At 70.1% G+C, this 18191-nt stretch carries 16 protein-coding genes and 1 pseudogene; 7 read left to right on the forward strand and 10 right to left on the reverse strand.

The features are described 5' to 3' along the window. Positions 1-44 precede the first annotated feature (44 nt). Positions 45-905 carry a geranyl diphosphate 2-C-methyltransferase gene (locus CLV71_RS03375; RefSeq protein WP_133901037.1) on the forward strand — a complete coding sequence of 287 codons (861 nt, stop codon included), beginning with the start codon at positions 45-47 and terminating at the stop codon, positions 903-905. A gap of 29 nt (positions 906-934) precedes the next feature. Continuing rightward, positions 935-2050: a family 2 encapsulin nanocompartment cargo protein terpene cyclase gene (locus tag CLV71_RS03380; protein ID WP_133901038.1), complete on the forward strand. Its 1116-nt coding sequence runs from the start codon at positions 935-937 to the stop codon at positions 2048-2050. 73 nt (positions 2051-2123) lie between these two features. Here the strand turns inward: CLV71_RS03380 and CLV71_RS49160 are convergent. The 3 genes and pseudogenes from CLV71_RS49160 to CLV71_RS03395 all read right to left on the reverse strand — a co-directional run. Continuing rightward, positions 2124-2684 (reverse strand): annotated as a pseudogene (locus tag CLV71_RS49160) (glycosyltransferase); the annotation flags it as partial. 489 nt (positions 2685-3173) lie between these two features. Then, a complete protein-coding gene (locus CLV71_RS03390; RefSeq protein WP_133901040.1) occupies positions 3174-3665 on the reverse strand; it encodes a DUF309 domain-containing protein in 492 nt (163 codons plus the stop codon). Between the two features lie 20 nt (positions 3666-3685). Continuing rightward, positions 3686-4717, reverse strand: coding sequence for a fatty acid desaturase family protein (locus tag CLV71_RS03395; protein ID WP_133901041.1), 1032 nt, complete (start codon positions 4715-4717; stop codon positions 3686-3688). 594 nt (positions 4718-5311) lie between these two features. On the opposite strand from CLV71_RS03395, the gene CLV71_RS03400 reads away from it, so the two are divergent. The 3 genes from CLV71_RS03400 (at position 5312) to CLV71_RS03410 (ending at position 8498) form a co-directional block, all read left to right on the forward strand. Continuing rightward, the gene (locus CLV71_RS03400; protein ID WP_133901042.1) at positions 5312-5533 is read left to right on the forward strand and encodes a hypothetical protein; all 222 of its coding nucleotides are present in this window, start codon (positions 5312-5314) and stop codon (positions 5531-5533) included. Between the two features lie 58 nt (positions 5534-5591). Next, complete coding sequence (locus CLV71_RS03405) at positions 5592-6599, forward strand: methyltransferase (RefSeq protein WP_424923861.1); 1008 nt, start codon at positions 5592-5594, stop codon at positions 6597-6599. 264 nt (positions 6600-6863) lie between these two features. Continuing rightward, complete coding sequence (locus tag CLV71_RS03410; protein WP_133901043.1) at positions 6864-8498, forward strand: cellulase family glycosylhydrolase; 1635 nt, start codon at positions 6864-6866, stop codon at positions 8496-8498. A 52-nt stretch (positions 8499-8550) separates the two neighbouring features. Here the strand turns inward: CLV71_RS03410 and CLV71_RS03415 are convergent, their stop codons facing one another. Beyond that, positions 8551-9357 carry a pectate lyase gene (locus tag CLV71_RS03415; RefSeq protein WP_243866197.1) on the reverse strand — a complete coding sequence of 269 codons (807 nt, stop codon included), beginning with the start codon at positions 9355-9357 and terminating at the stop codon, positions 8551-8553. Between the two features lie 391 nt (positions 9358-9748). Here CLV71_RS03415 and CLV71_RS03420 point away from each other — a divergent pair, with 391 nt between their 5' ends. Both CLV71_RS03420 and CLV71_RS47455 read left to right on the forward strand, forming a co-directional pair. Continuing rightward, positions 9749-10996, forward strand: a complete 1248-nt coding sequence (locus CLV71_RS03420) for a hypothetical protein (protein WP_133901044.1) — start codon at positions 9749-9751, stop codon at positions 10994-10996. Beyond that, positions 10993-11997 carry a hypothetical protein gene (locus tag CLV71_RS47455; RefSeq protein ID WP_166663904.1) on the forward strand — a complete coding sequence of 335 codons (1005 nt, stop codon included), beginning with the start codon at positions 10993-10995 and terminating at the stop codon, positions 11995-11997. The genes CLV71_RS03420 and CLV71_RS47455 overlap by 4 nt, the downstream gene beginning before the upstream one ends. Before the next feature lie 127 nt (positions 11998-12124). On the opposite strand, the gene CLV71_RS03430 is transcribed toward CLV71_RS47455, so the two are convergent. From CLV71_RS03430 to CLV71_RS03455, 6 genes are all read right to left on the reverse strand, one after another. Further along, positions 12125-13531: an ABC transporter substrate-binding protein gene (locus CLV71_RS03430; RefSeq protein ID WP_133901045.1), complete on the reverse strand. Its 1407-nt coding sequence runs from the start codon at positions 13529-13531 to the stop codon at positions 12125-12127. Between the two features lie 58 nt (positions 13532-13589). Beyond that, positions 13590-14504, reverse strand: a complete 915-nt coding sequence (locus CLV71_RS03435; RefSeq protein ID WP_243866199.1) for a carbohydrate ABC transporter permease — start codon at positions 14502-14504, stop codon at positions 13590-13592. After that, a complete protein-coding gene (locus CLV71_RS03440; protein WP_133901046.1) occupies positions 14501-15460 on the reverse strand; it encodes a carbohydrate ABC transporter permease in 960 nt (319 codons plus the stop codon). Before CLV71_RS03440 ends, CLV71_RS03435 begins: the two co-directional genes overlap by 4 nt. A 100-nt stretch (positions 15461-15560) precedes the next feature. Beyond that, positions 15561-16295 (reverse strand): SAM-dependent methyltransferase, encoded by a 735-nt coding sequence (locus CLV71_RS03445; protein ID WP_133901047.1) that lies wholly within the window; start codon positions 16293-16295, stop codon positions 15561-15563. 46 nt (positions 16296-16341) lie between these two features. Beyond that, the gene (locus CLV71_RS03450; RefSeq protein WP_133901048.1) at positions 16342-17577 is read right to left on the reverse strand and encodes an NAD(P)-binding domain-containing protein; all 1236 of its coding nucleotides are present in this window, start codon (positions 17575-17577) and stop codon (positions 16342-16344) included. Positions 17578-17587: 10 nt separating this feature from the next. Next, the gene (locus CLV71_RS03455; RefSeq protein WP_133901049.1) at positions 17588-18145 is read right to left on the reverse strand and encodes an OsmC family protein; all 558 of its coding nucleotides are present in this window, start codon (positions 18143-18145) and stop codon (positions 17588-17590) included. Positions 18146-18191 lie beyond the last annotated feature (46 nt).

Consider the following 18191-nt stretch of genomic DNA (forward strand, 5'->3'; position numbering starts at 1 on the left):
CGAGCGGGGATTCCCAATGTGTGTTAAGAGAGGAAATCCCACCTGTGACCACGACCCGATCGGCTCCCAGCGAGGTCCTGCGCAACGACTACCAGAAGTCGGTCGCCGCGTACTGGAACAAGGAGAAGGACCCGGTCAACCTGCGACTCGGGGACGTCGACGGGCTCTACCACCACCACTACGGCATCGGCGAGGTCGACTGGTCCGTGCTGGAGGGGCCTGCGGACACCCGCGAGGAGCGGATCATCGCCGAGATGCACCGGCTGGAGACCGCGCAGGCGGAGGTGCTGCTCGACCACCTCGGGAACGTCGGGCCGGACGACCGGCTGCTCGACGCGGGCTGCGGGCGCGGCGGCAGCAGCATCATGGCGAACGAGCGCTTCGGGTGCTCGGTGGACGGGGTCTCGATCTCGGAGCAGCAGGTCGAGTTCGCCAACAAGGAGGCGTCCCGGCGCGGCGTGGCGGACAAGGTCAGGTACCACTTCGCGAACATGCTCGACACGGGGTTCGAGACCGGCGCGTACCGCGGTATCTGGAACAACGAGAGCACGATGTACGTCGATTTGTTCGATTTGTTCGCCGAGCATTCCCGGCAGCTTTCCTTCGGCGGCCGGTACGTCACCATCACCGGTTGCTACAACGACGTCACCGGCGGCCGGTCCAAGGCGGTCGCACAGATCGACCAGCACTACACGTGCAACATCCACCCGCGCAGCAAGTACTTCAGCGCAATGACGGCGAACAACCTGGTCCCGATCTCGGTCGTCGACCTGACCGCCCAGACCATCCCGTACTGGGAGCTGCGTGAGAAGTCGTCCGTGGCCACCGGCATCGAGGGTCCGTTCCTGCAGGCCTACCGCGAGGGCAGCTTCCACTACCTGCTCATCGCGGCCGACCGCATCTGACCGCTCTCGACCACACCCGGAGGTGAGTGATGACGGAACCCCTCGGCGGCCTGGCCAGGCTCCTGGCCGGCCCGACCGGCCTGGGCACATCGGCCACGCGACTCACGGCCAGGCTCACCGCCGTGGCCGAGCCGGACACCACGCCACCCGAGGGTGATCCCGCGTACGCGTACCGGGAGTGGGGCGACGGCTCGGCGCCGCCGCTCTACTGCCCGGTCACCGAGCGGATCGACGACGCGCTCGCCGAGGAGGTCGACCGGCGGCTCGCCCTGTGGGCGGGGGAGTGCGGGTTCGACGACGAGGAGTGCGAGCAGCTGGGCAAGGCCGGGTTCGGCAGGCTCGTCATGCTCGCGCACCCCGACTGCGCGGACCCGGACCGCCTGCTGATCTCGGCGCGGCTCAACGCCGCGTGGTGGGCCGCCGACGACCTGTACGCGGACGACACCTCGCTCGGGGCCGTGCCGGAGAAGCTGCCGCCGCTCCTCGCGCTGGCGATGGCCGCCATGGACCCGCTCCCGCCCGTGGGCGAGTTCAGCCGCCCCCTCGACGAGACGCTCGCGGGCGACAAGGTGCTCGTCGCCCTGGGCTCGGCCGCCGACTTCCTGCGCGACGGCGGCACGCCCGCCCAGCACCAGCGCGTCTGCTACTCCACGTTCACCATGTTCGTCAGCTGGACCGCCTACGCGGCATGGCGGCACGCCGGCGAGTACCCACCCGCGTGGGAGTACATCGCGGCCCGCCAGCACGACAGCTTCTACACGTCGATGACCGTCATCGACGTGCTCGGCGGCTACGAGCTCCCGGCCAACCTGTACTACGAGCCGAGGGTCCGCCGCGCCGCCATCCAGGCCGGGACGGCGGCCGTCCTCGTCAACGACCTCCACTCGGTGAAGAAGGACCTGGCGGACGCGAACCCGCCGTGCAACATGGTGTCGCTGATCGCGGGCGACCGGGACTGCTCGATCGAGGAGGCCACCACGATCACGGTCGACCTCCACAACGAGATCGTCCGCGACTTCCAGGCCGCCCACGACGAGCTGCGGGCGGTGCCGTCCCCGGAGCTGCAGCGCTTCCTGCACGGTCTGCGTTCCTGGATGGGCGGCGGCTTCGAGTGGCACTCGACCAGTCCGCGCTACCGCGCCTGATCTCGTCGAGAGCGACGTACCGGCGGCCGAACACACGGTTCGGCCGCCACGACCGAGGGGCCTGTCCGGCGTTCGTGCCGGTGACGCGGTGGACGATGGTGTCGGCGAGCCCGCCGGTCTCGTTGGCGACGACGGCGACCCCACAGGCACTGGCCTCGAGGGCGGTCATGCCGAACCGGGGTCGCCACGGCGTGCAGAGCACCAGGTGCGCCGAGCGCAGCAGTGACGGCAGCACCGCCCTGGTCACGGGACCGTGGAGCTGGAGCCGGTCGGACACCTCGAGGCGCTGCGCGTAGTCGCGCAGCTCCCTGGCGTGCCCGCCGTGCTGTGGTGTGCCCGCGACGACCAGCTCGGTGTCCGGCAGCCCGGGTAGCGCCGCGACCGCGGTCGCGAAGCCCGAGTCCGCGGTCACCTCGCCGACGGCGACGAGGCGGTACCTGCGGCCGACCGGCACGCGGTCGCCCTCCTGGGTGAAGTGGTCGACGTCGATGCCATGGGGCACAACGGAGATCCGTTCCCGCGCCACCCCCGCCGCGATCAGTTCGGCCTGCTCGGCGGCGATGACCCGGGCGGCGCGGACGGCGGTGTCACGCTCGAAGGCCGGTGTGGTGTCGAGGGACCGCACACTGTGCACGACGGGAATGCCCTCGGACGTGGCGGCCCGGACCGTGGCCGCACCCGCGGCCCGTGACCGCGAGTGTCACGACCGAGGGCCGGACGCGTTGCCATTGTCCGGTCAGCCGCGCGATCGTGTTCTGCTCACCGCGGTGTCCGTCGTGGAGGGTCACGTCGTGGCCGAGCCGGGTGAGTGCGGACGCCAGGTCCAGCGTGTCCCGGCCGTTGGTCGCTCCGTCGACGACGATGCGCATGGGTGAGAAGTCCCGTCACGTGCTCGGTGGCTCATGAGACCTGATACGTCAGCTCATGTGATGGGCTCCGTCGCTGGCGCGAGTTCCAGGCACGTCCCGACGAACTTGCGGGTATCGTACCCGGCCCCGCGTCCCTCCGCGTGCCTCGACCGGGTGTGATGTTGCGAGAACACGACGTGCCCGTGTGCCCGTGGGCGTCGAACTCCTTGCTGGACAGGGAAAGTCGAGCCGCGTGCGCCGGAGTCCCGGTTGTCTCAGCCCGCGTTTCGCAGGCAGGGCACAGGAAGTTCCCCCGCTCCCGCGTTCAGTGCGGCGGCCTGCTCGCCCGCCCACCGCAGCAGCCCCGTGACGTCGATGCCGTGCGGCGGGTCGTCCCGGTAGCGCTCGAGGTGGTCGGCGCCGCGTCCGAGGAGGGCGACCGCGCCGGTGACGTTGCCCCTGGCGGCGTGGGTGGCGCCGACCGCCAGCTGGGCCAGGCCCTGCCACAGTGCCCGCGTCGGCTCCGGCGCCGACTTCCACGCGTCCTCCAGTACTTCGTGGGCGTGGAAGGGCATGCCGACGTCGAGCAGCCGCTGTGCTTCCTCGATCGTCTGGTCGGGAGTGCGGATGATGCCTTCCGGCTGGCGCGGAACACCGGGGACCCCACGGGGCAGGGGTCGGCCGAGTCCGTCCCGGGGACGGTCGTTGCGTGCGCGGCCTGCCGGGTCACGGTCACGGTCGGCCGGGTCGCCGCTTGTCGGAGCCACCCGGCCAGCCTAACCAGTCGTCAGCGGTTCGCCAGCCGCAGCGGTGCGCCGACGGCGTGGAGGTGCTCCAGCACGTACCCGTAGGTCCGCAGCCAGCCGCACTGGGAGTACTCGATGTCCTTCGCGGCACAGAACGCGCGCACGATCGGCTGGGCGCGGCGCAGGTTCGGCCGGGGCATGGTGGGGAACAGGTGGTGTTCGACCTGGTAGTTCAGCGCGCCGAGGGTGAAGTCGACCCAGACGCCGCCTCGCACGTTGCGGGAGGTGAGCACCTGCCTGCGGAGGAAGTCGAGTGTCTGACCGTGTGGGATGGTCGGCATGCCCTTGTGCCCCGGGGCGAACGAGCATCCCATGTACAGGCCCCACAGGCACTGGTGCACCAGGATGAAGATCACGCCGGTCAGCGGGGAGAGCACGAGGAACACCGCGGTCAGGTAGGCCACGAAATGCCCGACCAGCAGGAACATCTCCCACCTGCGGGACCGCAGGTCCTTGTTCAGCAGGGCTTTCACGCTGGAGACGTGCAGGCTGAAGCCCTCGAGGAGTAAGAGCGGAAAGAAGAAGACGGCCTGGTACTTGGCCATCCAGCGCAGGAAACCGCGTCGTTCCTCGGCCTGTTCCGTGGTGAAGGCGATCGCCCTGATGTGGATGTCGGGGTCGTCGTCCTCGTGGTTCGGGTTGGCGTGGTGGCGGGTGTGCTGCGACATCCACGAGGCGTAGCTGAGGCCGACCATGCTGCCGTGCCAGAAGCCGACGAGGTCGTTGGCCCGCCGGTTCCGGAAGATCTGCTTGTGCCCCGCGTCGTGCCCGATGAAGGACAGCTGGGCGAACATCACCGCGAAGAACACGGCGAGGAACAGCTGCCACCAGGAGTCGCCGACCTGGAAGAAGGCCACCCAGCCACCCACGAACGCCACGACGTTCAGCGTGATCTTCACGGCGTAGTAGCCGTACCTGCGGTTCAGCAGGCCAGACTGGCGGATCAGCTGTGACAGCTCACCGTAGTCCCGGCTGCCGACCGCAGTCGTGGGCGAGGTGTCGAGCGACGTCATGTCTGCCACCGCTTTCCGGGATCGTGTCGTATACGGCACCGGGGTCCCGGGTGGCGTCACGTCGTGGCGTCAGGCCGCGGTGGCCCGCGACCTGGTACCAGAGTTACACGAGTTGATCGGATCAGCAACCAACTGCGGGTGTCGGATCAGCGCCTCGGCTCCGGGAGATGGTCGATCGCCCGGTCGCCGAGCTTGGTGTTCTCGGGCGCGACGTCCCGGACGAACGACGATCAACGCGTTGGCGACGGCGGCTCGAGCGCTGTCGAGGACGTGACACACCCGTTCGACGTTTGCCGGTGAGGTGGCATCTCGAAGTGGGATGTCTTCGGTCCGGATGGCCGGAGCATACCCTGGTTCGGCACGGGGCCGCCGCCGGCCCGTCCGAACGCCGGGCGTCCGGGGCACCGGAGTGTCCTTTTCGGACTGTTCGGCACGTCCCCGCCCCGACTCGATCGGCCTGCTGTGCGTGATCGTGTGGGCGCCGGGCGGCGACTCGTCGGGGTGGAACCCGCCTTGCGTCCGCTCGTCTTCGGCGTGGTCCGGCGCACGCGCGCGGACAGTTGTCTTCGACGGCATTCCGGTGCACACTGAGATATGAGTATCTGGGGGATCTCACTTCTGTCAGCGGCTGTCGTGCTCGCCGCGGTACTGCTGGTCAAACGCGGCGACAGGGAAACCAGAGCGGCGCGCAAAGAGCTGCGTCGCCTGCGTAACGCCGAGAAACGACAGCCGAACACCTACGGGGCCGCCGAGCAACGCCGCAACATGTACATGGAGCCAATGCCGGGAAATCGCTCCCTTCCCGGCGGTCCGTGACCTTTCCCGAGCCACGGGCCGGCTAATTCCGTTGACATGCCTGGCACAGTCGAGTGTCGTGGCACAAAGCGACGCGGACGTCATCCGGACAATGGCCGGACTGGCCACACCCATGACACTGCGGGTCGCGGTGACCCTCGGGCTGCCGGACCGGCTCCGTGGTGGCGGCGCTTCCGTCGACGAGCTGGCGGAACAGCTCGACCTCGCACCGGTCGCGCTCGACCTCCTGCTCGGCCACCTCGCGACCCTCGGGGTCGTCGAACGGTGTGCCGCCGGCTACCGGACGAGCACGTTCGGCGCGAACCTGTGCGTCGACGCGGGCAACGGCCTGAGCGACCTCCTGGACCTGAATGCCGCCGGAGGCCGCGCCGAGCTGGCCTTCGTCGAGCTGGCCCACAGCGTCAGCACCGGGAAGGCGGCCTACACACACCGTTACGGACGGGACTTCTGGAGCGACCTCGCCGAGCACCCGGACCTTCGCACGTCGTTCGACCGGCAGATGACCCACCGGATCCGCGAGCAACTCCCGCGGATCGTGGACGGCTACGACTGGTCCCGGTTCACCGCCGTCGTCGACGTGGGTGGTGGCCGGGGCAGCGTCCTCGCCGCGATCCTCGCCGCGCATCCCGGGACCCGCGGTCATCTGGTCGACCTCGAACCGACGGCCACCGAGGCCCGCCGCGACTTCGGCGCGCTCGGCCTCGACCAGCGGACGGAGGTGACGGCGGCGAGCTTCTTCGACCCCCTCCCGGCGGGGGCGGACGCCTACCTGCTGGTCGACATCCTCCACAACTGGGGCGACGAGGACGCCCACGCCATCCTGGCCCGTTGCGTCGATGCCGTCGACCCGGCCGGGCGCGTGCTCGTGATCGAGCCCGTCGGCGGGCTTCGGGCGGAGACCGAGTCCGACCTTGCCATGCTGGTGATCTTCGGTGGCCGTGAACGCAGGCTGGACGAGTTCCGCGCGCTCGCCGCACCACACGGGCTGGTCCTGGAGACGATGACCGGTCTGACCGCCCGGCGCTGCCTCCTCGAGTTCCGCCTCGACTCCTCGCCGACGAGGTAGGACCATCGGCATGTGAACGATAACAGCGAGCGAAAGTGCGACGCGTTCGCATCTCTCGTGACCGGCCACCTCGGCTCCTGTCACGCTCCCTTGTCGCCGCCCCGCACCGGCTCGTCCTGATGTGAACGCACCCATTTCGGGGCAACTGCTCGTTGACTGCGGCGGGTCGACAACCCAGACTGGGAGCGCTCCCAAAACTAGCGGGCAGCCGGCACGGACAGGGGCGCGCTCGGTTCGACCATGCGTCGACGGAGGTAGATCGTGATGAGAAGAACCACATCCGCGGGCGCGGTCGTGCTCGCACTCCTCGCCTCGCTGCTGGTGCTGGTCCAGCCGGCCAGCGCGGCCGTCGGACTCCACGTCAGCGGCACGAGGATCCTCGAGGCCAACGGCAGCAACTTCATCATGCGCGGGGTCAGCCACCCGCACGTCTGGTTCCAGAACCAGACGCAGTCGTTCGCCGACATCAAGTCGTTCGGCACCAACACGGTTCGGGTCGTCCTCGGCAGCGGCCAGCGGTGGGGGCCGAGCACGGACGTCGCGAACGTGATCTCGCTGTGCAAGCAGAACCGGCTGATCTGCGTGCTCGAGGTGCACGACACCACCGGTTACGGCGAGGACAGCGCGGCCGCCACCCTCGACCAGGCGGCCACCTACTGGATCAGCCAGGCCAACGCGCTGCGCGGCCAGGAGAGCTACATCGTCATCAACATCGGCAACGAGCCGTTCGGCAACAACGAGCAGGTCAACGCCACCTGGGCGACCGCGACCTCGAACGCGATCGGCAGGCTGCGTGCCGCGGGGCTCGACCACATGATCATGGTCGACGCGCCCGCCTGGGGTCAGGACTGGCAGAACATCATGCGCAACAACGCGACGACGGTGTTCAACAGCGACCCCGACCGCAACACCGTGTTCTCCATCCACATGTACGCGGTCTACAGCACGGCCGACTCGATCATCACCTACCTCGACGCGTTCCGCACCGCGGGCCTCGCGCTGGTGATCGGCGAGTTCGGCGACGTGTTCCCCGGCGGGGACCCCGACGAGGACACGATGATGTCCCAGGCGCAGAGCAGGGGCATCGGCTACATCGGCTGGTCGTGGAGCGGCAACTCCGACGGCGCCCTGGACATGACGCTCAACTTCAACCCGGCCAACCTCACCGCGTGGGGCCAGCGGATCCTCAACGGCACCAACGGAATCCGCCAGACCTCGCGGGAGGCGACCGTCTACGGCGGTGGCGGCGGCAACGACACCCAGGCACCCACCACACCGGGCACGCCGACCACCTCGGGCGTGACGTCCAGCGGGGTGACGCTGAGCTGGGCCGCGTCGACCGACAACGTCGGCGTGACCGGGTACGAGATCTACCGGGCCACCGGCGCGAGCGGCGGCACGTTCGCACTCGTCGGCACCTCGACCGGGACCACCTTCACCAACACCGGTCTCTCGGCCGCGACCACCTACCGCTACAACGTGCGGGCCCGCGACGCCGTGCCGAACTACTCGGCCAGCTCCGGCACGGTCTCGGTGACCACCCAGTCCGGCGGCGGTGGCGGCACCGGGGCCTGCCGGGTGAACTACTCGGGGTCGAACTGGGGCGGAGGCAACGGCTTCACCGGCAGCGTCACCATCACCAACACCGGGACGGCCGCGGTCAACGGCTGGACACTGGCGTTCGCCTTCCCGGCAGGCCAGCGGATCTCCCTGCCCGGCTGGGGCGCGACCTGGGCGCAGGCGTCGGGCAGCGCGAACGTGACGGCCACGAACCTGGAGTACAACGGCAACCTCGCGCCGGGCGCGGGTACCTCGATCGGGTTCAACGGCACGTTCTCCGGCACCAACACCGCACCGACCTCGTTCACCCTCAACGGAAGTGCCTGCACCACGGGCTGAGATACGACGAGGGGCGCGCCTCCCGCACGGGAGGCGCGCCCCTTCTCGTCGGCTACTGGTAGGTGATGTTGGACGAGGAGTAGAGACAGTTGGTGCTGTCCGGGCCCGTTCCCGCCTGGGTGGGCTCGGCGCCGGTGTTGTTGCCGACGTACTTCTGACAGGGGATCATCGCCCGGCTCGGGTCGTTGACGATGACGATGCCCGACAGCCGTGCGGTGTCGCCGTAGTTGGTGTTGATGCCCGCGATCCTGCCGCCCGGCCTGGTCAGCGTCACGTTGCGGATCACCACGTCACGTTGGTACTGCGACGAGCAGTTGCCGCACGAGCGGTAGAACGTGCCGAAGTTGCTTGCCTGGAAGTTCTGGATGGTCACCGTGCCCGGCCCGTTGTGCTGGAAGACCTTGTCGCTGGCCGATCTCGCGCCGCCGCCGTCGACGAGGAACTGCGGGTCGCCGCTGCCGCGGAAGGTGGCCGCGTCCTCGCCGACGTCCTCCCACCACACGTTGCGCAGTGTGCAGGGGCCGCTGCAGTGCACGCCGTCACCGGCCGGTGCGCCGATGATGACGTTGGACAGGGTCGCGCCGGAGGCCAGGTTGAACATCGGGTCCTGGCTCTCCTCCTGGCCGCCGTCGCCGATGCAGCAGTAGCGGCGCATCCCGCCGTTCAGCCCGCCGGAGCCCACCTGGATCGTGCCGTTGACGGCGACCTGCCCGGTCGGCGTCGGCCACGCCGCGGCCAGCGGCTGAGCGGTGCTGCCGACGTCGGGACCGGTCGGTGCCGCCGATGCCGTGGACGCGGGCCACACGACGGCCAGACCGGCGATCATGGTGCCTGCCGCGATGAGCGATCTCAGTCTCATTCCGTTCCTCCATGTGTGGTGCGAACAGTCCTCTGTGGACCTGGAGGTCGGGGGCGCCGTTGCCTCCGTGGGTCCGATCGTCGAGATCGCGCCTAGGAAAGCGCTTACCTGTGAAGCTAGGGGCTGGTCGTGGTGGTGTCAACCGTGACATGGGAGCGCTCCCACGATAGTTTCGCCGCGCCGCGGACCCTGAGACGACTCCGGCCGACGCGGTGTCGGGTGGGCGAGCGACGACGGCGCGGGTGTGTGGCGCGGCGGGTTCTGGTACATCGCTTGCCCCGTTCTGTGGTGGTGGCGACAGCGTCGGTCGCCCCGGCCGCCTACCGGTCCCGGAAACCGGCACGCACGAGTCCGCCACCTGCGGTGATACCCATCGACTAGGCTCGGTCGGGTGAGCACTGCGCCAGCCGCGACGGCGACGTTTCCCCGTGGTGCGGTGGTCGCGCAGGCGTGGGCCGGGCCGGGGGAGGCGGTGGCCCCGCTGAGCAACCCGGCAGGCCGCCCCCTGACCCGCACGGTGAAGCTGATCCTCGATCCGCTGGTGCTGCGCCCGGTGCTCAACCCGGAGTTCGCGGCCGGCGCGGTCGCCGTCGCGCACGTCGACGCCCTGCGGGCCCGGATCACCGGCGCGGGACCGGTCCTCGCCGCGACCGCGAGCTGGTTCGTCGCGCTGAAGAAGGAGCGCAGGCGGCTGCGCATCACCGAGGGCAACCCGCAGGACCTCTACTTCCAACGCTGTTTCGAGGTGGCGACCGAGTACGGAACGCCGGGCCCGGACGCCCCGCGGGTCGCCGCCGACGTGCTCGCGGAGGTGCACGGGCAGGACGGCCCGACCGTCGGCGCGCTGCGCGGTTTCGTGACCGACGCGGCCAACGCGGGCGACCTGACCCGGCTGATCGAGGCGACGTGGGCGGCGACCACCCCGCCACGACCGCTGCCCGTACCCCCTGCCGTCGCGGAGTTCCTGGCCACCTGCGCCGCCACACCCGACCGAGGGCTGTTCCAGGCACTGGTGACGGGCGCGGCGGGCACCTCGGGCGCCGCCGAGCTGGACCGCCCGGGGGTGGCGCTGGCGCACGGGCTGTCCGACCGGGACCGGCCCGCGCGGCCCGCGCTGGGGGAGAGCGCGTCGAAGCGCAACCTGCCGAAGCCGTTCGACCGGTCGATCGTGGAACGCCTGTTCGCGCCACTGACCAACACGTTCCTGCGCTCGGGCCTCGCGGACGTCCCGTCGCTGGTGCGCGGGGAGATCACGCGGTCGGCCGGGCCGTGGCAGCTCGCCGACGAGGTGAGCCGCGTGGTCGTGGTACTGGGCCGGGAGGCGCCTGCGGCACTCGTCGGGCACCCGTCGCCCGGTGGCGCCGCGGCCCGGCTGCGGTCGCGGTGGGAGCGTGAGGCCTACGTGCACCGCGTGCTGCGGATGCCCGCCGCCGTGCCGCCGGAGCTCGCCGCGGACGTGCGTGGCGTGCGGGAGGCCTACCTGCGGCGGCTGTGGGTGCGGGTGCACGGCCGGGAGCTGCGGCAGGACACCGTGAGCGCCGAACAGGTGTGGGACGTGCTCGACGGCGTGCTGCGGTCGGTCATCCTCGACCAGCGCGACCGGTTGCGTTCGGCGTTGGAGCGGGAGGCCGGGGCATGAGGGTGACGCGTTCGCCGGGGCTCGTCGTCGGCGACTGGCCTGCCGGACCGGAGACCGTGGCGGTGCTGGAGGCGGCGGGTGCGGTGCTGGCGTGGGACGTCCTGGCCGACGACGCCGTGCCCGCCGCACGGGTGGACGACCCGGAACGGGCGGCCGAGTGGCTGTGGGAGGTCTACGGGGACGCGGCGGACGGGATCCTCGGCGGCGCGGCGGAGGTGGACGTGCCGCCGGCCGGTGACTGGCGGGTCCGCGACGCCTGCCGGGTCGTCGCGCAGCTGGACTGGGCGCGGGCGTGGTGGCCCGCGTCCGCGACCGCCGGGGTCCCCGCGCTCGACCCCGTCGTGCTGGAGGCGGAACGAGCCGTCGCGGTGTCCACTGTGGAGCACCTGCTCGACGACCGGGACGCCGTGACGCGTGCGTTGGCGTCGGTCGTGTCGGCCGACCATGCCGACCCGGAGCTGTCCGCGCTGGCCGAGCGGGTCGGTGCGCTCGCCGAGGACTACGGGGTGGTGCTCGCACGGGCCGAGGCGCGGGACCGGTCCGCGTTCGCGCTCGCCGCGGGCGGGACGGCGGGCCGGGGTGGCACCACCGTGTTCACCGGATCGTCCACTGTGGACTGGACGTTGCTGCCCGCCGGGGTGGTGGACGCCGCCGCCCCCGCGGAGTGGGCCGTCGTGCGCAGGCAGGGGGTGACCCTGCTGGAGGTGTCCGTCTCGCCGGGCCCCGCGCCGGGAGCCCGGCTGGCGGCCCGGTTCGGCGAGGTCGACGTGGCGCTGGACGAGGTCGACGGGCTGGGCCGGATCACGGGGTCGACGCGCGTGCCTGCCACCGTGCTGCTGCTCCCGGCGGACCGGCGGGTGGTGACCGTCTACGCGCCGGACTTCGCGGTGCCTGTCGAACCCGCCCCCGGTGCCGAGGCACGGCGTGCCGCGGTCATCGCCTACGCGCGGGCCAGGGTCGGCTCGCCCGGGGCCACGCTCACCGAGCGGACCGCGCGTTGAGCACCTGGTCGGACCTGCTTGTCGGGACCGACGCTAGGGACGACGTGACGCCTACCGGTCACAGGTTCACGGGAAAGGGCCGCCCTCGACGAGACGAGGACGGCCCTGACCCGGGGGAGAGCGGTGGTCAGCCGCCCAGCTTGTCGTTGTAGTCGGAGACCTGTTTGTTCGCCGCGTCCTGTGCGTCCGTCAGCGCCTTCTCGGCGTCCACGCCCTGCAGGACCGCCGCCTGCAGTCCGTTCTCGACGTTCTTGCGGACGTTGGGCATCTCACCGATCGAGCAGCCCTGCGTGGCGTGCGTCAGCTTCGTGCCCTGCAACTGCTCGATGGCCGTGGCGAACTGGGGCTTCTGGCTGACCCACTGCTTGTCCGCCGGGTCGTCCAGCGCCGCCCTGCTGATCGGGAAGTACCCGGTCTTGGTGTGCCAGGTGACCTGGGTCTCCTTGTCGGACAGGAACTTCACCAGCTCCCAGGCGGCCCGCTCCTTGGCCGCGTCCTCCTTGTTCACGATCCACAGCGAGGCGCCGCCGATGATCGGGCCGCCGTCGTTGGCCTCGTCGACCTTCGGGTAGAAGCCGGTGCCGACCGTGAACGGGTTCTTCGACGCCGCCGCGCCGGAGGTGAAGGTGCCGAGCGAGCCGGTGGACTCCAGGGTCATCGCGACGGTCCCCGAGCTGAACGCGTTGTCACCGTTGTCGGTGTTGCTGTCCAGCTTCATCGCGAGACCCTCGTTTACCATCTGCTGCCACCAGCGCACGAGCTTGAGGTTCGTGTCGTTGACGATGGTGACCTTGCCCGCGCGCCCGGTCCTGCCGTTGTCCGCGTCGCACAGCGTCTGGTCGGCCACGGCGTTCCACTGCTCGACGAACCAGCCGTAGAGGGAGGCGCCGAACCCGAACTGCACCGTCTCCCCGGCCGTGGCCTTGATCTGCCGCGCGGCGGCCATGATCTCGTCGAGGTTGGTCGGCGGCTTGTCCGGGTCGAGGCCTGCCTTCTGGAACGCCTCCCGGTTGACGTACATCAGCGGCATCGACGTGTTGAACGGCATCGAGTACAGCTTGTCGTCGACCGTGTAGTAGCCGGCGATGTTGGGCTGGAGGTCGGACACGTCGTGCTTGTCGACGTCGATGAACGACTGCATCGGCATGATCGTCTTCGAGTCGATCATGTAGCGGGTGCCGATGTCGTACATCTGCAGCATGTCCGGCCGCTGCTGGGTCGAGGCGTTCTTGTAGGAGGCGAGCACGCTGTCGTACTGCCCCTTGTAGTTCAGGTTGACCTTGATCTTGCCCTTGTGCTCGGTGTTGAACTGGTCGACCAGCGACTGCAGCGCCTCGCCGTTGGTGCCGCTCATCCCGTGCCAGAAGGTGATGCCGACCTCGCCCTTGCCGTCGAGCGCGTCCTTGCCCGGCGCGGCGTCACCTCCCCCGGAAGTGTCTCCCGAGGTCGCCGCCGAGGTGCACGCCGAGGCGGTGACGGCCATCGCGAGGGCGGCGGCCAGCGCGCCGATCCGGCGACGCAGTGTTATCCGCACAGTTCTTCCTTCCTGTCACAGAAAACCCACGGTGTCGACACCGTTGTCCACCGTGGGGTCATTTCACGGCCCCGGCCATGAAGCCGCGGACGAGCCAGCGCTGACCGAAGATCACCAACAGGAGCGTCGGCACGAGCGTGATCGTCACGCCGGCCAGCACGAGCGCCTGCTGTGTGCCGTTCCCGTTGGCCTTCAACGCGAACACGGCGGTCTGCAGGGTGTTCATCGAGTTGTTCGACGAGGAGATGATCAGCGGCCAGAAGTACATGTTCCAGCCCTGCAGGAACGACCACACGGCGAGCGCGGTCAGGGACGGCCGCGTCGCGGGCAGCACGATCGTGAACAGGAACCGCAGGTGTCCCGCGCCGTCGATGAGCGCGGCCTGCCGCAGCTCCTCGGGGAACTGGCGGAACGCCTGGCGCATCAGGAACACCCCGAACCCGTTGGCCAGGAAGGGAAGCACCAGGCTCCACTGGCTGTTCTCGATGCCCATGCTCCGCACGAACAACGCGTTGGGCACCACGATCGCCTCGTACGGCACCATGATCGTGGCCATGAACAGCCAGAAGACCGGTTTGCGCAGCGGCATCCTGACGAACACGATCGCGTAGGCGGCCAGGCACGACGTGACCAGGTGGCCCAGCATGATCAGCACGCCGACGAACAACGAGTTGGTGAACGCGGGCAGCAACGGCACGACCGTCTGCTTCCAGGCGGCCACGTAGTTGTCGAACGAGTACGTGCCGCTCGCCAACCCGGGCGGCTGGCGCACCAGCTGGCCCTCGGGCAGGAACCCGCCCACGACGGTCATCAGCACGGGGAACAGCAGCACGATCGCCGCGAGCGTGAGCCACACGTAGGTGAGCACGCCGATCGCCGCCTTCGGCCGCTCGGGGGAGCGGTCCCTGCGCGGTGCCTGCCTCGTACCGGCCTTGGCCGGCACGGGCGCCACGGCTGTCGTCGTCTGGGTCACCGGTAGTGCACCCGCCTCTCGATCACGCCGAACTGGATCGCGGCGAGCACGATCCCGATGATCAGCAGCACCAGGCCCTGCGCGCTGGCCAGGCCGTAGTCGTTGTTCCCGTACTCGAACGCGTTGTGGTAGATGGCGAACACCAGCGTCGTCGTGCTGCCGTTGGGTCCGCCGTCGGTCATCACCTGCACCTGCCCGAGCGCCTGCAGCGCGGTGAGCGTCGTGGTCACCACCACGAAGAACACGCTCGGCGAGATCATCGGCAGGACGACGCCGAAGAAGTTGCGGAACCCGGTGGCCCCGTCGATCCGCGCGGCCTCCAGGACCTCCTGGTCGACACCCGCCAGCCCGGCGGACAGGACCAGCAGGTTGAACCCGGCCACCACCCACACCGTCGCCCACGCCACGGTGACCAGCGGCCACGGCGACTCGGTGGTCCACCCGGGTGCCGCCACCCCGAACAGGCGCAGCGCCCAGTTGACCGGGGACATCGACGGGTCGAGCATCAACAGCCAGACCACGCTCGCCGCGGACGCCGAGTAGGCGAACGGCAGCGTGAACAGCGTGCGGAACACCCGCATGCCGGGCAGCCGCTGGGAGATCGGCACGGCCAGCGCGAGGGGCAGCAACAGCCCCACGACCACGACGAACACCGTGAACAGCAGCGTCTGCAGCAGGACCGTGCCGAACTCGGGGGTGAACAGCGCGGCGAAGTTCTCCGTCCCGACCGAGCGGGACGGGTTGCCGTTGATGTCCGTGCCCCGCGTCGAGAGGAAGACAGCCTGGAACAGCGGGAAGATCACGAACGTGCCGAGGCCGGCGAGGGCGGGCACGCAGAACAGCACGCCGAGGGTGACCTCACGGGCCGACAGGCGCTGCCTGCGTTGCCCCCGCTCCGCCGACGCCCTGGTCACGCCGGACGTGGGTGATTTGCGAACATCATCGTCCCCGACCATGGCGGCATCTTGCCACCACTCGGGCGTCCGATGACAGGATTCGACCCCGGTGTTCCCGGACGGTGACCAGCGCCGTCACCCGAGCCTGCGGATCGGCAGGTCAGCCGCCGTCCTCGCCGACGAGGATCGTGTTGGCGGCGGTGAACGGGTGGCCGTACTCGCCGGCCAGCCCCTCCTCGCGGGTGCACTCGCGCCAGTCGTTGCGCCGGGTGGTGCGGATCAGCCACGTCTCCCGGTCGAAGGTCACCGCGCCGTCGCGCAGGCCCTCGTCCATCGTCCGGTTGTAGCCGACGGGCACGGTGACCAGGAGCCGACCTCCCGGCGCCACGCACCTGCGCACCGCCTCGAACGCCCGGAACACCTTCTCCGGCTCGCGTGGGTCCTCGTCCCGGCCGACGTGCTCCAGCGTGGAGACGGTGACGACCGTGTCGAACGGCCGCTCCGGCACGTAGTCCACGATGTCGTCGTTGAGCACGCCCGGCGCGGGCTCGTACCTGTCGATCACCGTGTGGCCGGTCACGCCGTAGTACGCGAGCACGTTGCCCACCTCGAGCACCCGCCCGTCGCCGCTGCCCGCCAGGAACCTCTTCGCGATCGAGATCTCGACGGCGCGCTCGTTGCGGAAGGTGTTGTTGTACCGGTGTACGGCATACGGCAGCCGTTCACCCTGGAACGTGAAGTGCTCGCCCCGCCTCCGCGCCCGGATCAGCGGGAAGGCGAGCTGTCCCGCCGCGGTCGTGGCCGCGAGCCCCACGGTCGTCGCCAGGCCCCGCTGCCTGATCGAGCCGCGGACCGCCAGCGCTCCCCGGACCAGTTCGACACGAAGCGACTCCACCGATCCGGTCCTCTCCGACGGGAACTGGGTCGGGCCAAGCTAGCAGTCAGCCGTGGGAGAGGTAGCCCGCGAGGTGGTCGACCACCTCGCGCGCGTCTTGCTCGCTGCCGTGGATGAACGTGGACCGGCGCCGCCGCATCACGGGCAGCCCCAGCGCGTACAGGCCGGGACTGTCGACGACGCCGCCGTCGTGGCGCAGGTTGCCCTTCTCGTCGACCACGGGCACGTCCAGCCACGTGTAGTCCGGCCGGAAACCCGTCGCCCAGACGATGGTCCCGACCGCACCGCCACGCAGGTCCAGCCGCAGCCTTGTCGAGGCGGGCACACGGGTCGGCTCGAAGCGTTCGGGCGGCTTGACCTCGGAGTCGCTGCCGGACGCCGACGCCCACTCGTCGAAGGTGTTCAGCAGGCGGTCCATCTTGAGGTCGGCGAGCGACACCACGTTGCGCAGGCCGCCGGAGAAAAGCATCTCGCCGTCACGCACCGTCGCCGAACGGCCGACCAGCTCGACCCCCAGGTCGGTGAGCGCGTTGAGGTCGAGCGACGTCCGGTCCGGGGTCCCCGCGAGCTGCGGCGACGCCAGCCTGCGTGCCCTGGTCAGGTCGGGCACCTGGTCGTAGCGGGTGTCCCACACACCGGAGGCGTCCATCCACCACAGCACGTCGCGGCCCCGGTACGTGCGCGGCATCCGCACGTGCTCCCCGGTCGACAGCGTGACCTGCCGCCCCGACCGCTGGATTTCCGCCGCCAGCTGCACACCCGTCGCCGACGCGCCCACGACCAGCACGCCGCCGTCGGGCAGCCGGTCGGGACGCCGGTAGTCGAACGGCGTGACCTGCTCGACGTCGGCAGGCACTGCCTCGCTCAGGCGCGGCACGGCAGGCCGGTTGAAGGCGCCGCTCGCGATGACCACCGTCGTGCACGCGATCTCGCCCCGGTCCGTCGTCACCAGGTAGCCGTCGTCGGTGCGCCGCACCTTCGTGACGGTCGTGCCGGTGCGGACGGGAGCACGTGTGAGCACGGCGAAGCGGTCGACGAACTCGACGACCTCGCCCATCGTCATGTACCCGTCTGGCTCCCCGCCGTCGTAGCGGTGCCCGGGCAGGCGGCTCTGCCAGTTCGGGGTGAGCAGCCGCAGCGAGTCCCAGCGCTCGCACCGCCACGAGTTCGCCACCTCGCCGCGCTCCAGCACGACGTGGTCGATCGCCCGTTCGGCGAGGAAGTGACTCGCCGTCAGGCCGGCGTGGCCCGCGCCGACGACGACGGTGGTGGTGCGTTCGATGGCTCGGCCCTCAGACGACCTCGACGGTGACGTCGGTCGGGTTGGTCAGCGCGTCGAACACCGCGGAACGCTTCTGCGACTGCGCGACCAGCGCCTCGATGTCCTCCTTGGACGCGTCGGCGTCGATGTTGAACGTCACCTTGATGCCGTTGTAGCCGTTGCGCACGTCGCTGTCGGCACCCAGGATGCCGCGGATGTCGTGCGCGCCCTCCAGCGTCGCCTCCACCGAGCGCAGCTGGATGCCGCGGTTCTGCGCGACGGACGCGACACCGGCCGTGAGGCAGCTGCCGAGGCCGACCAGCAGGTACTCGATCGGCGTGATGCCGTGGTCCTCGGCCGCGAAGACCTCGGGGTGGTCCGCGGTGAACGACGACTCCGCCTTGTGGGAGTGGTCCGCGCCGAGACCGAAGTAGTCCTTGACCGTCGAGGTCGTGTGCACGCCGTTCTCCCAGCGCGTGGTCGAGCGCCAGGTGAACTGGGCGGCCTCGGGGGCGCCCTTGAGGGCTTCGCGTGCGTCGAGCAGTGCCTGGACGTTGACCCCGTTGTCGATGCTGTCGACGGTCGTCATGCGACGGTCCTCTCGCGGCTTCTGGTCTTGGATGGTTTCACATGCC

Source organism: Actinophytocola oryzae (assembly GCF_004364325.1).
Lineage (GTDB): Bacteria > Actinomycetota > Actinomycetes > Mycobacteriales > Pseudonocardiaceae > Actinophytocola > Actinophytocola oryzae.